Source organism: Armatimonadota bacterium (genome assembly GCA_031081675.1).
Lineage (GTDB): Bacteria > Sysuimicrobiota > Sysuimicrobiia > Sysuimicrobiales > Kaftiobacteriaceae > Calidihabitans > Calidihabitans tengchongensis.
Genome location: JAVHLZ010000022.1, coordinates 26,021 through 39,217 on the forward strand (window position 1 = coordinate 26,021; position 13,197 = coordinate 39,217).

General features: G+C 71.3%; 13 protein-coding genes. 7 read left to right on the forward strand and 6 right to left on the reverse strand.

What is annotated here, in order from left to right:
* Positions 1 to 10: 10 nt before the first annotated feature.
* A complete protein-coding gene (locus RB150_08845) occupies positions 11 to 517 on the reverse strand; it encodes a ferritin (protein ID MDQ7820643.1) in 507 nt (168 codons plus the stop codon).
* Positions 518 to 662: 145 nt separating this feature from the next.
* Here RB150_08845 and RB150_08850 point away from each other — a divergent pair, with 145 nt between their 5' ends.
* Positions 663 to 1,940, forward strand: coding sequence for a homoserine dehydrogenase (locus tag RB150_08850; protein MDQ7820644.1), 1,278 nt, complete (start codon positions 663 to 665; stop codon positions 1,938 to 1,940).
* A 107-nt stretch (positions 1,941 to 2,047) separates the two neighbouring features.
* Here the strand turns inward: RB150_08850 and RB150_08855 are convergent, their stop codons facing one another.
* Positions 2,048 to 2,407 carry a cupin domain-containing protein gene (locus RB150_08855; protein MDQ7820645.1) on the reverse strand — a complete coding sequence of 120 codons (360 nt, stop codon included), beginning with the start codon at positions 2,405 to 2,407 and terminating at the stop codon, positions 2,048 to 2,050.
* A 108-nt stretch (positions 2,408 to 2,515) separates the two neighbouring features.
* On the opposite strand from RB150_08855, the gene RB150_08860 reads away from it, so the two are divergent.
* A complete protein-coding gene (locus RB150_08860; GenBank protein MDQ7820646.1) occupies positions 2,516 to 3,178 on the forward strand; it encodes a phenylalanine--tRNA ligase beta subunit-related protein in 663 nt (220 codons plus the stop codon).
* Between the two features lie 33 nt (positions 3,179 to 3,211).
* Here the strand turns inward: RB150_08860 and RB150_08865 are convergent, their stop codons facing one another.
* The gene (locus tag RB150_08865; protein MDQ7820647.1) at positions 3,212 to 3,523 is read right to left on the reverse strand and encodes a hypothetical protein; all 312 of its coding nucleotides are present in this window, start codon (positions 3,521 to 3,523) and stop codon (positions 3,212 to 3,214) included.
* Positions 3,524 to 3,615: 92 nt separating this feature from the next.
* On the opposite strand from RB150_08865, the gene RB150_08870 reads away from it, so the two are divergent.
* From RB150_08870 to RB150_08880, 3 genes are all read left to right on the forward strand, one after another.
* Positions 3,616 to 5,355, forward strand: coding sequence for an ATP-dependent DNA ligase (locus tag RB150_08870; GenBank protein ID MDQ7820648.1), 1,740 nt, complete (start codon positions 3,616 to 3,618; stop codon positions 5,353 to 5,355).
* A gap of 85 nt (positions 5,356 to 5,440) precedes the next feature.
* Positions 5,441 to 6,133: an HAD family hydrolase gene (locus RB150_08875; GenBank protein ID MDQ7820649.1), complete on the forward strand. Its 693-nt coding sequence runs from the start codon at positions 5,441 to 5,443 to the stop codon at positions 6,131 to 6,133.
* 40 nt (positions 6,134 to 6,173) lie between these two features.
* On the forward strand, positions 6,174 to 7,106 hold the full coding sequence (locus tag RB150_08880; GenBank protein ID MDQ7820650.1) for a proline dehydrogenase family protein: 933 nt from the start codon (positions 6,174 to 6,176) through the stop codon (positions 7,104 to 7,106).
* A gap of 7 nt (positions 7,107 to 7,113) precedes the next feature.
* Here RB150_08880 and RB150_08885 read toward each other — a convergent pair whose 3' ends face one another.
* Genes RB150_08885 through RB150_08895 form a run of 3 tightly spaced genes read right to left on the reverse strand, consistent with a single transcriptional unit; the run spans position 7,114 to position 9,719 of the window.
* Positions 7,114 to 8,052: a carbohydrate kinase gene (locus tag RB150_08885; GenBank protein MDQ7820651.1), complete on the reverse strand. Its 939-nt coding sequence runs from the start codon at positions 8,050 to 8,052 to the stop codon at positions 7,114 to 7,116.
* Positions 8,053 to 8,057: 5 nt separating this feature from the next.
* On the reverse strand, positions 8,058 to 8,699 hold the full coding sequence (locus tag RB150_08890) for a transaldolase family protein (GenBank protein MDQ7820652.1): 642 nt from the start codon (positions 8,697 to 8,699) through the stop codon (positions 8,058 to 8,060).
* A 12-nt stretch (positions 8,700 to 8,711) separates the two neighbouring features.
* Positions 8,712 to 9,719 carry a LacI family DNA-binding transcriptional regulator gene (locus RB150_08895; GenBank protein MDQ7820653.1) on the reverse strand — a complete coding sequence of 336 codons (1,008 nt, stop codon included), beginning with the start codon at positions 9,717 to 9,719 and terminating at the stop codon, positions 8,712 to 8,714.
* A gap of 128 nt (positions 9,720 to 9,847) precedes the next feature.
* Here RB150_08895 and RB150_08900 point away from each other — a divergent pair, with 128 nt between their 5' ends.
* Positions 9,848 to 11,263 carry an L-fucose/L-arabinose isomerase family protein gene (locus RB150_08900; protein MDQ7820654.1) on the forward strand — a complete coding sequence of 472 codons (1,416 nt, stop codon included), beginning with the start codon at positions 9,848 to 9,850 and terminating at the stop codon, positions 11,261 to 11,263.
* Between the two features lie 12 nt (positions 11,264 to 11,275).
* Positions 11,276 to 12,925 carry a ribulokinase gene (locus tag RB150_08905; protein ID MDQ7820655.1) on the forward strand — a complete coding sequence of 550 codons (1,650 nt, stop codon included), beginning with the start codon at positions 11,276 to 11,278 and terminating at the stop codon, positions 12,923 to 12,925.
* Positions 12,926 to 13,197: the final 272 nt, after the last annotated feature.

The window sequence follows — 13,197 nt, forward strand, 5'->3', positions numbered from 1 at the left end:
GGCACCTGCCTCAGTCCTTGGCTCCCGTGTCCTCCCGGGCGCGGGCCAGGTAGTCCTCGACCAGCAGCAGCCCTCCCTCGCCCGCCCGGCGGACCACGCTGAGGAGCTTGTCCATGCTGGACACCTCCTCCAGCTGCTCTTCCACGAACCACTGGAGGAACTGCTGGGTGGTGTAATCGTTCTCCCGCAGCGCCAGCTCCAGGATGCCGTGAATCTGCCGGGTGACCTCCTGCTCCCACCGCAGGGAGAGGGCCACGGCCTCCTCGGCGGTGGCGAACGCCGCCTGGGGCGCGGCCACCGCGGGGATGACCACCGGGGCGCCGGCGTCGATGAGGTAGCGGATGAACCGCATGGCGTGTTCCCGTTCTTCCTCGGCCTGGCGGGAGAAGTGAGCCGCCAGCTGGGGCAGGCTCTGGCCGTCGAAGTGGGCGGCGATGGCGACATACTGCAGGAATGCGCCGAACTCCCGGCCGATCTGGTCCTGGATGGCTTTGGCCATCGTGGGGCTGATCAGCATGGGGATCCCTCCGATCCCGTCGGTGTGCCTCCAGCATACCCGCGCCCGCGGCAGCCTTCAAACGCCCGGGCTCCCCGGCCGGACCGTTGACAGGGCGCGGACGCGGCTGCTATGAAGATTGCTACTTCGCGTGAGGCCGGGCACGGTGCGGACCATCGGCGTGGGATTGCTGGGGCTGGGCACGGTGGGGGCCGAAGTCTACCGGCTGCTGCAGGACCGGGAGACCGTGGCCGCGGCCGCCGGCTGCCCGGTGGAGGTGCGGCGGGTGGCCGTGGCGCGGCCGGAGCGGTCCCGGGCGGTCTCCCTGCCCCCCGGGATACTGGCCCCCGCCGAGGCGGTGGCCACCGCTCCCGACGTGGACGTGGTGGTGGAGCTCATCGGCGGCCTCGAGCCCGCCCGGCACTACCTGATGCAGGCCCTGGCGCGGGGGGCCTCCGTGGTCACCGCGAACAAGGCGCTGCTGGCGGCCTGCGGAGCCGAGCTGTCCGCCGCTGCCGCCCGCAGCGGCGCCCACCTGTACTTTGAGGGCAGCGTGGGCGGGGGCATTCCCCTCATCCGGCCCATCAGCGAGTCCCTGGCGGGAGCGCGCCTGCAGGCGCTCACGGGCATCCTTAACGGCACCACCAACTTCATCCTCACGCGCATGGCCCACCAGGGCTGGACACTGGAGCAGGCGCTGGCCGAGGCCCGCCGCCGCGGGTTCGCCGAGGCCGATCCCACCGAGGACCTGGAGGGTCACGACGCGGCCAGCAAGCTGGCCATTCTGGCGTCCGTGGCGTTCCGCTGCCAGGTCACCGGTGCCGACGTCTACCGGGAAGGAATCACGCGGATCACGCCCCGCGACTTTGCGTACGCCCGGGACCTGGGGTTCACCATCAAGCTGCTGGCCGTCGCCCGGAACCGGGACGGGGAGGTGGAGGCGCGGGTGCACCCCGCCCTGATCCCCCTCGACCACCCGCTCGCCCTGGTGCCCGACGAGTTCAATGCGGTCCTGGTGGAAGGGCCGGATCTGGGGCGCGTGGTCTTCAGCGGCCGCGGCGCCGGCGGGGCGCCCACGGCCACCGCGGTGGTGGGCGACATCGTGGCCGTCGCCCGACAGCTACTGGCCGGCGTGCGCGGCCGCCCCCTGCTGGCCGGCGCCCGGAGGCCGATCCGCCCTCTGGATGACCTGGTGGTGCCGTATTACCTCTCCCTGCAGGTGGTCGACCGCCCCGGGGTGTTCGCCCGGGTGGCGGCGGTCTTCGGGGAGGAGCAGGTCAGCATCGCGTCCATCGTCCAGAAGAGCCGCGGGGAGGTGGCCGACGTGATTCTGGTCACCCACGACGCCGCCGAGCGGGCCGTGCGCAGGGTCCTGGCGCGGCTGACGGGCCTGGATGTGGTCCGGGCCGTCCTCAACGTCATCCGGGTGGACAACGGGGTCTGAGGAAGGGAAGAGGGAAGACGGAAGAGGGCAAGACAGGGCGATCGGAGGCAGATCGAGCAGATGGAGGAGATGGGCGAGATGAAGCAGCTTGAACCCCCCCCGTTTCGTCACCGTCTCAAGTAGTCGTCGGTCCTGTTGATCCAGTCCTGCCGGGGCGGGCTGAAGACGTCCATCTCCACCGTCTCCTCCAGCATCTCGGCTCCGTGGGGAACCCCGCCGGGGATCAGCAGGATCTCCCCGGGCCGGAGAATGAGGTCTCCCCGGGTGGGCAGGGTGAACTTCATGAGGCCCGAGATGCAGTACGTGAGCTGCTCGTTCTCGTGCTGGTGGACCGGGACCACCGCGCCCTTTGTGAACTCCAGGTAGGCCACCATCAACCTGTCGCCCCACAGCATCCGCCGGGTGATCTGCGGGGTCAACGCTTCGGATTCCAGATCCAGCAGTCGCCGGTGGACCAGATCGGCCATGTGCGCCACCTCCGTCATGGTGGAGATGTGGGCGGGTTCGCCGCCGGCGCCGCTTCCCCCTGGCGGGGGAGGGGGTGGGGCCGGCCGAATACCGAAGGGGAGGCGGAGATGCTGGACGTTGCCCCTGACCTGCGGGACGTGGTCTGCCTGGGCGTGATCCGCGCCGACGGGGTGGTGGTGCGGGGGGAGGCGCCCGACGTCTGGGCCGAGATGGATCGGGTGGCGGCGGATCTGCGGGCGCGCCACGGAGGGAAGGCGCCGGCCGACATCCCCGAACTGCAGTCCGCCCGGGAGCTGTACCGCAGGACCGGCGTGGATCCCACCAAGGTCCGGCCGTCGTCGGAGGCGTTGCTGCGCCGCGTCCTCCGCGGAGACCCCCTGTACCGGATCAACTCGCTGGTGGATGCCATCAACCTGTGCTCCCTGGAGTTCCTCCTGCCCATCGGGCTGTACGACGCGGACCGCATCGTCGGTCCGGTCACGGTCCGGCGAGGCCAGGCCGGCGAGGCCTACGAGTCCCTGGGCAAGGGACTGTTCTCGGTGGCCGGCCGCCTGGCCCTGTTCGACAGCCGGGGGCCGTTCGGCGGGCCCACCAACGACTCGCGGCGGACCGCCATCACCGAGCAGACCACCCGCTGCCTGGTGGTGATCTTCGCCCCCGGCTCGTACCCCGCCGGCCGCATGGGCGAGCACGTCCAGCACGCCACCCGCCGCCTGCGGGAGTTTGCCCAGGCGGCCCGGGTCGAGTCGGCGGTGGTGGGCGGGAGGTAACCGGGGCGGTTCCAGCTACCGCGGGACCAGGGATCAGGACGCCCCGGGCATCCCGGGGCCGGCGACCAGCCTGCCGCCGTCCACCTCGGTGGCGGTGATGCGGTAGGAGCGGTCGAAGGACACCCGCAGCCGCATCAGGCGGTTGCACCGTACCCCCAGCACGTCCTTGGACAGGCGGTACCCGGTCAGATCTCCATCGAACTCCTGCGAGAGGTCCCACCGGGGATCCACCCGCACCTGGACGACCTCCCCGCAGTGATCGCACTGCACGGAGAACACCAGCGCCCCGGGGGGCCCGGCGGGGCGGCCTCCCCACAACGCCCTGAGCCTGCGCAGAATGTCCATCAGGCGTCCCCCGTGAACATTCCCTGCGGGGGCGGCTCTCTCCCGCCGCCCGGGAGGAGTTGGACGCGCCGGCGGGCAAGAGATGCAGCGCCGTGAAGTACCACGCGCTCGCCGACGCCTACGCCCGCATCGAGGCCACCACCTCCCGGCTGGAGATGACGGCGCTGCTGGCCGACCTGTTCCGCCAGACTCCGCCCGAGGTCATCGGCCGGGTGGTCTACCTGACCCAGGGCAAGCTGTACCCCGACTACGAGGGCATCGAGATCGGGGTCGCCGAGAAGCTGGCGGTGCGGGCCGTGGCGGCGGCCGCCGGTGCGGACGCCGAGGAGGTCGAGCGCCGCCTGGCCCGGGCGGGCGACCTGGGCCTGGTGGCCGAGGAACTCCTGGCGGCTTCCGGAAGCCGTCGGGCGACCCTGACGGTGGACGAGGTGTACGGGGAGCTGGACCGCTCGGCCCGCGCCTCGGGCAAGGGTGCCCAGGCGGCCAAGCTGGACATCCTGGCCGGGCTGCTGCGCCGGGCCACCCCCGCGGAAGCCAAGTACATCGTGCGCACCGTCACCGGGCGGCTGCGGTTGGGCGTGGGCGACATGACCGTGCTGGATGCCCTGGCCACGGTCTTCGCCGGCGGCCGGGAGGCCCGGCGGGATCTGGAGCGGGCGTACAACCTGACCTCCGACCTGGGCTATGTCGCCGAGACCGTCGCCCGGGGCGGGGTGGAGGCCATCAGGCGCGTGCACGTGGTGGTGGGCAAGCCCATCCGTCCCATGCTCGCCGAACGGCTGGGCGATCCCGCCGAGCTGCTGGAGAAGATGGGCGGGCGGTGCATCGCCGAGTACAAGTACGATGGCGAGCGCCTCCAGATCCACAAGCAGGGGGAGCGGGTGGAACTGTTCTCGCGCCGCCTGGAGAAAATCACCTCCCAGTATCCGGACGTGGCGGAGCTGGTGGGCCGCCATGTCCGCGCGACCGAGGCGATTCTGGAGGGCGAGGTGGTGGCCGTCGATCCCGACACCGGGGACCTGCGCCCGTTCCAGGACCTGATGCCCCGCCGCCGCAAGTACGGCATCGAGGAGGCCATGCGGGAGATCCCCGTGGCGGTGTACCTGTTCGACGCCCTGTTCGCCGACGGGGAGGACCTCACCGAGCGTCCCTATGCCGAACGCCACGCACGGCTGGAGACGCTGGTGACCCCCGGCGAGCGGATGGGGGTGGCCACCTACCGGGAGGTGGCCACCGTCCGGGAGCTGGAGGAGATCTTCGAGCAGGCCGTCCAGGACGGGTGCGAGGGGCTGGTCTGCAAGGCTCCGGGCGGAGTGTACCAGGCGGGGGCCCGGGGGTGGCTGTGGATCAAGTTCAAGAGGGAGTACCGCAGCGAGATGACCGACGCGGTGGATCTGGTGGTGGTGGGCGCCTTTCACGGGCGCGGCCGCCGCGGTGGCACCTACGGGGCGCTGCTCATGGCCGCCTACGACCCCCAGGCCGAGATGTTCCGCACCGTCTGCAAGCTGGGCTCGGGGTTCACCGACGAGTTCCTGGCCGAGCTCCCCGGGCGCCTGCGCCCGTACCAGGTCCCCGACCGCCCCCGCTCGGTGGACAGCCGCCTGGAGCCGGACGTGTGGATCGAGCCCGCCCTGGTCTTCGAGGTGATCGGCGCCGAGATCACCCTCAGCCCGGTGCACACCGCCGGATGGGGAGCCGTGCGGGAAGGCTCCGGGTTGGCCATCCGGTTCCCGCGGTTCACCCGCGAGCGGCGGGACAAAGGGCCCACCGAGGCCACCACGGTGGACGAGCTGGTGGAGATGTACCGCCGCCAGCTGAAGAAGGCGGGATAGGACACCCCAGAGCGCCGCACGGTTCGTGGGAGGTCCGCTCACCTCCCCGAACAGTTCCGCAGGCCGGCTCCCCGGGAGGAGGCTGATCGTGGGCGACCAGCAGGTGGCGTTTCTGTGTGATCTGGACGGGACGCTGGTGGACAGCGTCTACCAGCACGTACTGGCGTGGCGGGAGGCCCTGGAGGCGTCGGGCATCGGGCTGTCCGTGTGGCGCATTCACCGGAGGATCGGCATGAGCGGCGGCCTGTTCGTCACCGCCCTGTTGCGGGAAACCGGCCGCTCGCTGACGGCGGAGGAGATCGCCCGGATGCAGCAGGCGCATCGGGAGGCGTACGCGCGGCTGGTGGGGCAGGTGCGCCCCCTGCCCGGGGCCCGGGAGTTGCTGGAGACCCTGACGGCCGCGGGGGTCCCCTGGGCCATCGCCACCAGCGGTCGCCGGGAGACGGCGGCGGCGACGCTGCGGGTCCTCGGCCTGGAGCTGTCGGAACGCGTGGTGACCCGGGACGACGTGGCCCGGGCCAAGCCCGACCCGGACCTGTTCCTGGCGGCCGCCTCCCGCCTCGGGGTGGCTCCCGGCCACGCGGTGGTGGTCGGCGACAGCGTCTGGGACCTGCTGGCGGCCCGCCGGGCCGGCGCCCTGGGCGTGGGGGTGCTCTCGGGCGGCTATGGCCTCGACGAGCTGGAGCGCGCCGGGGCGTACCGAGTCTACGAGGATCCGGCGGACCTGTTGCGCCACCTGGACGAGGTGGGGGTGCGGGTGGCCGGCGCGCGAGACTGAACCGGCGGACAGGCCCCGCCGCCGGTGCGGAGGTGTCGCCATGGCGGTCGTTCCCCAGCGGGTCATGCGGCGGGTTTTCCTGTGGGCGTCGCGGCAGCCGCGCCTGTACCTGTGGGCCCGCCGCCACGGCCGGCGCCTGGGGGCGTTCCGCTTTGTGGCCGGAGAGACGCTCGATGAGTGCGTGCGGGTGCTGCACCGGCTGACCGCCGACGGCTTCCGGACCAACACCACCCTGCTGGGCGAGGGCGTGCGGGATGCGGAGACGGCCATGGGCGTGGTGACGGCGTACCTGCAGATCCTGGACCGGCTGGCCGCCGAGGGGCTGCCCACCAACATCGCCCTGAAGCTGACCCACCTGGGGCTGGACCTGGGCGAGGACGTGGCCTACCGCAACCTGCGGCGGATCGTGGCCCGGGCGGCGGAACGGCGTACCTTCGTGCGGATCGACATGGAGGAGTCCCATCGCGTGGACGCGACGCTGCGCATCTACCGGCGGCTGCGGGAGGACGGGTATGACAACGTGGGAGCCGTGGTGCAGGCTTACCTCTACCGGAGCGAGCGGGATCTGGAGTCGCTGCTTCCCCTGCGTCCGAACCTGCGGCTGGTCAAGGGGGCGTACCTGGAGCCGCCCGAGGTGGCCTATCCCCGCAAGGCCGACGTGGACCGGGCCTACGTGCGGCTGATGGAGCGGATGCTGGCCGACGGCGGCTATACGGCGGTGGCCACCCACGACGAGCGCATCATCGCCCGCGCCATCGCATTCGCCCAGACCCGTCGCATCCCGCCGGACCGGTTTGAGTTCCAGATGCTCTACGGAGTGCGCCCCAGGCTGCAGGCCGACCTGGTGCGGCGGGGCTACCGGGTCCTGGTGGCCACCCCGTTCGGGACCGAGTGGTTTCCCTACTTCATGCGGCGGCTGGCCGAACGGCCGGCCAACGTGGGGTTCGTCCTGCGGTCCCTGCTGCGGCGGTAACCGGATCTTACCGTGCCTCGAGGAAGTCGAGGAGTTCCCGACGCCGCGGCGGGTCGGCGCCGGCGCGGGTGCAGGTCAGAGCCGCCGCGGCGCTGGCGATCCGCAGGACTCGGTGCAGCGACGCGGCCGTCAGGCCCTCCAGCGCCGGCCGGGAAGTTGCCCCCAGCTCGTCAAGAGCGTACAGCAAGCCTGCGGTGAACGCGTCCCCGGCCCCGACGGTGTCAACCACTGGTACCTGAGGGGTGCCGACCTCCGCCGAAGTGGCCGCCGTCCACGCGGAGGCCCCGCGGGATCCGCGGGTGATCACCGCCATGGCGGCTCCCAGCCCCAGTACCTCGCTGGCCACCCCGGGCAGCGGACGGTCGGGAAAGATCCAGGACGCATCGGCGGCGCTCATCTTGACCACATCAGAGGAGGCAAACAGTTCTCGCAGCGTGCGGCGGAATTCGTCCGGGTCGGCGACCAGGGATGGACGGATATTGGGATCGCACGACAGGAAGGACGTGCGCCGCATCCGGGCCACAAGCGTGACGATGGTATCCGCCGTCACCCCGCGGAGCAGGCTGATGGATCCACAGTGGAGGACCGGGCTTGTCACGATGTCCTCGGGAAGTTCATCCGCGGACAGGAGCGTATCGGCCGCTCCGGCGCCGTAGAAGGCAAACGACGGCTCGCCGCCTTCCAGGGCCACGAACGCCAGGGTGGTGGGAGCGTCCGACCGGCGGAGGAAACGGGTCCCCACACCCTCTCGGGTCAGAACGTCCATCAAGAACCGGCCGAAAAAGTCGGTGGAGACCTTGCCCGCGAACTCCACCGGCACTCCCAGGCGCGCCAGGGCCACCGCCACGTTGAATGGGGACCCCCCAGGGTGCATGCGGAATCCCACGGTGCGCCCCTCCTCGACGATGGGGGTGAAGTCGACCAGGATCTCTCCGATGGCGGTCACCCGGGTCATCGCAGGTACGCGGCGTCGGCGCGAAAACGGCGGACGGCCCGGGCGGTGGCCGGGTCCTCCGGTAGTGCCCGCAGGACATCTGGCGGAAGGGTTGCGGCAGGCACGCTCAACATTGCCAGGCGTTCGACGTCGTTTGCCGTGCGGACGCTGGCGGCCAGCACGCGCAGAGGCGGCCGCTGCGCCTGGGCGGCGGCCATCATCCGCCGCACCAGACCCCACCGGTCCTTGGGCAGACGTCCCACGTAGACGGCAGCGTAGCGGGCGTCTACGGCGGCGGCCAGGATCACCTGTCGGACGGAGAACACGGCGGTCATCGTGACCGGTACCCGGTCCCGCCCCAGGAGGTGAGCCGCCCGGTATCCCGCGGGCGTGGCTGGAATTTTGACCACAATCCGGGCGGGGTCCAGGGCGTGCAGGGTCCGGGCCTCGGTGACCATGCCGTCGGCGTCGTCTGCGTAGACCTGCAGGTGGATCTCGCGCAACGCGTCAGGCACTGCCTGGACCCACGCGTCGAGATCTGGCCGGCGAAGACCCGCTCGGCGGAGCAGGGTGGGGTTGGTGGTCACGCCGTAGACGTAGCCCAGGCTCGCCGCCTGCCGGGCGGCGTCGGCGTCGGCGCTATCGACAAACAGCCGCACCGGGAGACCACCTCACCGGCGATGGAATTCCGCGGCAAAGCGGCCAGCCCCGCAGGACTCGCGGACGATCAGCCGGGGCTGGAACACGACCGTCTGGGGAGGCGTGCGGGTCTCCCGCAGGCGCTGCAGAAGCAGGCGGGCCGCCGCCACCCCCAGGTCGTAACTCGGCTGGGCGACGGCCGTCAGCGGAGGGGTCAGGATCGGCGCCCAGGGCATGTCGTCAAATCCCACGACCGCCATCTCCTGGGGGATGCGCACCCCCAGCTCCTTGAAGCGCAGCAAGGCTCCCAGGGTCATGAGGTTGTTGGCGGTGAACACCGCCGTGGGCCGGTGGGGAAGGTTCACCATCTGCTCGGCCAGAGTGTAGCCGCTGTCGGCCTTGAAGTTTCCCTCGAGGACCAGGCGGTGGTCCACCGTCACGCCAGCCTCCCGCAAGGCTTCCACGTACCCGGCCAGGCGCTCCCGGGCCGTGAAGATGTGGCGGGGGCCGCTGATGATCCCGATGCGCCGGTGGCCCAGCCGCAGCAGGTGGCCGACGGCGGCGCGGGCCCCGGCGCGATTGTCCACCAGGACGGTGTCTGTCCGCACCCCCCGCACCCGGCGGTCCACCAGGACCACAGGCGTTCCCCGGGACAGCAACGACCGCAGCAGGGCCCGGGGGCCTCCTGAGGGGGAGAGGATCACCCCGTCCACCCGCTTTTCGCGGATCACGTGCAGGTAGGTCGCTTCCTTGCGGGGGTCCTCATCGGCGTTGCACAGCATCACCGTGTAGTGCTGGGGGAGGACCGTGTCCTCGATGCCGCGGACGACGGAAGCGAAGAAGGGGTTGGCGTTGTCCGAGACGACCACCGCCAGGGTGTGGGTGCGCCCCTTGATCATGCTCCGGGCGATGGCGTTGGGATGGTAGTCCAGCGCGGCCGCCGCTTCCTGGACGCGCCGGCGGGTCTCGGACGAGACGTATCCATAGCCGCCCAGCGCCCGGGCCGCGGTGGTCACCGACACCCGGGCCCGCCGGGCCACGTCCTTGATGGTGGGTCCTCCCAGGGGTCCCCCTCCTCTCCGCAGGAGGAGTTTACGGCAGGCTGCCGAAAAATCCTGGCGATCCCTGAAAACGTTTTCTCACCCTCTGACCCCGCGAGGAGGTGCCTATGCGCACGCCCCGGATCGGGATCCTGACCTTCTCGGACGGCCGCCGCCACGTGCACCAGGAGCTGCTGCCCCTCACGCGCGAGTTCCAGGACCGGCTGGCCCGCCGCCTGCGGGAGGCGGGGTGGGAGGTGGTGACCGGACGCGACATCGTCTGGACCACCGACCTGGCCCGCAGCGAAGGCCGGTACCTGGCCGCCGAAGGGGTGGAGGCCACGGTCTTCAACTTTGCCATCTGGAGCTTTCCCCATCTCCCGGCCATCGCCAGCCAGTTCGCGCCGGGGCCCTTCCTGCTGTTCAGCAACGTCAACCCCCGCTACCCGGGGCTGGTGGGCATGCTGGCCAGCGCCGGGGCGCTGGACCAAGTGGGCGCGTTCTGCGCCCGGGTGTCCGGGGACGTGGCCGATGACGCGGTGTTCTCCCGGGCCCTGCAGTTTCTGCGGGCGGCGGTGGCGGTCAACCGCCTGCGGGGAGAGACCTACGGGCTGATCGGGGGCCGGTCCATGGGCATGTACACCGCCCAGAGCCCGCTGGACCAGTGGCGGCGGCAGTTCGGCATCGACGTGGAGCACATCGACCAGTTCGAGATCGTGCGGCGCGCCGCCCTGGTCCCGGAGGATCGGGTGGAGGCGGGGTTCCGGTGGCTGGAGGAACACGTCGGGCAGATCCACTACGACGGCCGCAAGCTCACCCCCGAGCTGCTCAAGCGCCAGATCCGCAGCTACCACGCCCTGCGGAACATCATCGCCGACTGGCGCCTGGACTTCTGCGGCATCAAGGGGCAGCCCGAGCTGACCGACCACTTCTGCACCATGGACATCGCCGAGGCGTTCTGCAACGACCCCTACGATTGGGAGGGCCCCCACGATCCCATCGTCTGCGCCACCGAGGCCGATATGGACGGCGCCCTGACCATGGAGATCTTCAAGCACATGGCGGGCACGCCGGTCCTGTTCGCCGACGTACGCCACTACGACGCCAGCGACGACACCTGGGACCTGTGCAACTCCGGCCAGCACGCCACCTATTTTGCCGGACGCTCGTTCCGTCCCGAAGACAACCTCCCCCGGGTGCGGTTCTACCCCGAAATCATCTACTTCCCCGCCGGGGGGGCCTCGGTGGCCCACATCGCGGCCCCGGGCCAGGTCACCCTGGCCCGGCTGGCCCGCCGCCAGGGGCGGTACTGGATGGCCATCGTGCCGGCGGAATTCGTGGAGTATCCGGAGGACGAGGCCTGGCGCAAGGCGGAGGCCACCACCCCCGAGTGGCCTCACGCCTTCGCCCGGTTCCGGGTGCCTCCGGAGGTCTTCCTGGCCTCCTATGACAGCAACCACATCCACGGGGTGTACGGGGACTACGTCCAGGAGCTGATCTGGGTCAGCCGGATCCTGGGGATTGACTATCAGGTCTTCGCCTGAGGACAGGGGACCATGACCCGCTACGCCGTGGGCGTGGATTTCGGCACCGAGTCCGCCCGGGCGGTTCTCGTGGCGGTGGAGGACGGGCGCGTGGCCGCCACAGCCTCCGCCGCCTACCGCCACGGCGTCATCGACCGCACGCTGCCGGGGCGCAGCGAACGGCTCCCTCCCGACTGGGCGTTGCAGCATCCGGGAGACTGGCTGCGGGCGCTGGAGCAGGTGGTGCGGGCGGTGGTCGGCGGCATCGAGCCCGACCAGGTGATCGGCCTGGGGATCGACTTCACCTCGTGTACCGTCCTGCCGGCCACCGCCGATGGCACCCCCCTCTGCCTGCTGGAGGACTTCGCCGGTGATCCGCACGCCTGGCCCAAACTGTGGAAGCACCACGCCGCCCAGCCGTACGCCGACCGCTTCAACGCCGCCGCGGGACACCCCGATGCCGCCTTCCTCCAGTACTACGGAGGGAAGACGTCCTCCGAGTGGCTGTGGGCCAAGGGGTGGCAGGTCCTGGCCGAGTCCCCGACGGTAGCCGCCGCCATGGCCCGGTGGATCGAGGGCGGCGACTGGATCGTCTGGCAGCTGACCGGGGACGAGGTGCGCAGCGCGTGCCAGGCGGGATACAAGGCTCACTGGCAGAAGGACGCGGGGTATCCTCGCGCGTCCTTCCTGGCCGCCCTGGATCCCGCCCTTCCCCGGCTGCTGGCGTGTCTGGGCGCGCCGCGCCCGGTGGCCGAGCGCGCGGGGGGACTGACGGCATCGTGGGCGCAGCGGCTGGGCCTGCGGGCGGGCACGCCGGTCGCCGTGGCGGTCATCGACGCCCACGCCGGCGTTCCGGCCGTCGGCGTCGCCGCCCCCGGGCAGCTGGTGGCCATCATGGGGACCTCGACCTGCCACCTGCTCCTGGACTCCCGCCGGGTTCCCATCCGAGGGATCGCCGGGGTGGTGGAGGACGGGATCCTTCCGGGGTTCTTCGGGTACGAAGCCGGCCAGGCGTCGGTGGGCGACATCTTCCAGTGGTTCGTGCGGACCTCGGTGCCCGGTCGGTACGGTCCCGAAGAGGCCGCCTTCCGGACCCTGGAAGAAGAGGCGGCTCGCCTGCGGGCCGGGGAGGCGGGAGTGCTGGCCCTGGACTGGTGGAACGGGTGCCGCACCCCCCTGGTGGACGCTGACCTGTCGGGGCTGCTGGTGGGGCTGACGGTGACCACCGAGCCGCACGAAGTCTACCGCGCCCTGCTGGAGGCCACCGCGTTCGGCACCCGACGGGTCATCGAGACGTTTGAGGCCGGGGGAGTGCAGATCCGCGAGGTCGTCGCCTGCGGGGGACTGGCCGAGCGCAACCGGCTGCTCCTGCAGCTGACCGCCGACATCACCGGTCGCGAGGTGCTCGCCGCCCCGGTGCCCCATGCGTCGGCCGTCGGTGCCGCCATCTACGCGGCGGCCGCCGCCGGATCCCCGGCAGGTGGCTACGACGACGTCCGGGACGCCGTGGCCCGCATGGGCGCCACCGAGCGCGTCCCCTACCGCCCGCGGCCGGCTGAGCAGCGCACCTACGAGGTGCTGTACCGGGAGTATCTGGACCTGGCCCGGCACTTCGGAGAAGGCGGCTCCCAGGTGATGAAGCGCCTGCGCCGATTGCGGGCGGAGGCGACGGAGGGGAGGTGAGTGGCGGCTGCACCGGAGGGTCTGCATCCCCGCCGCCGGCGGCGGAGTTCCGTTGCGGCCTGTGGTGAAGCGCATTCTTGCGGCATGCAGACCCGCGGTCCTGCGCTACAGCCGGGGCTGTGCCGCGATCTTACCCCGGTTCGCCCGCTGTCCGCTGGTGGAAGAGATCCTGTGGGTGGGAATCCAGCGAGCCGTCGCGGGGATCCAGACTCCCCGCGAGGCGCTGCGGTCGATGGAGCGGCAGGTCCGGGAGGCGCTGGCCTGAAGGTCCG

What these genes read in the sequence shown, in the direction of transcription:
- RB150_08845 (MDQ7820643.1), bottom strand. Translation starts at nt 517, where the DNA reads ATGCTGATCAGCCCCACGATGGCCAAAGCCATCCAGGACCAGATCGGC.
- RB150_08855 (MDQ7820645.1), bottom strand. Translation starts at nt 2,407, where the DNA reads ATGGCCGATCTGGTCCACCGGCGACTGCTGGATCTGGAATCCGAAGCG.
- RB150_08860 (MDQ7820646.1), top strand. Translation starts at nt 2,516, where the DNA reads ATGCTGGACGTTGCCCCTGACCTGCGGGACGTGGTCTGCCTGGGCGTG.
- RB150_08865 (MDQ7820647.1), bottom strand. Translation starts at nt 3,523, where the DNA reads ATGGACATTCTGCGCAGGCTCAGGGCGTTGTGGGGAGGCCGCCCCGCC.
- RB150_08880 (MDQ7820650.1), top strand. Translation starts at nt 6,174, where the DNA reads ATGGCGGTCGTTCCCCAGCGGGTCATGCGGCGGGTTTTCCTGTGGGCG.
- RB150_08900 (MDQ7820654.1), top strand. Translation starts at nt 9,848, where the DNA reads ATGCGCACGCCCCGGATCGGGATCCTGACCTTCTCGGACGGCCGCCGC.
- RB150_08905 (MDQ7820655.1), top strand. Translation starts at nt 11,276, where the DNA reads ATGACCCGCTACGCCGTGGGCGTGGATTTCGGCACCGAGTCCGCCCGG.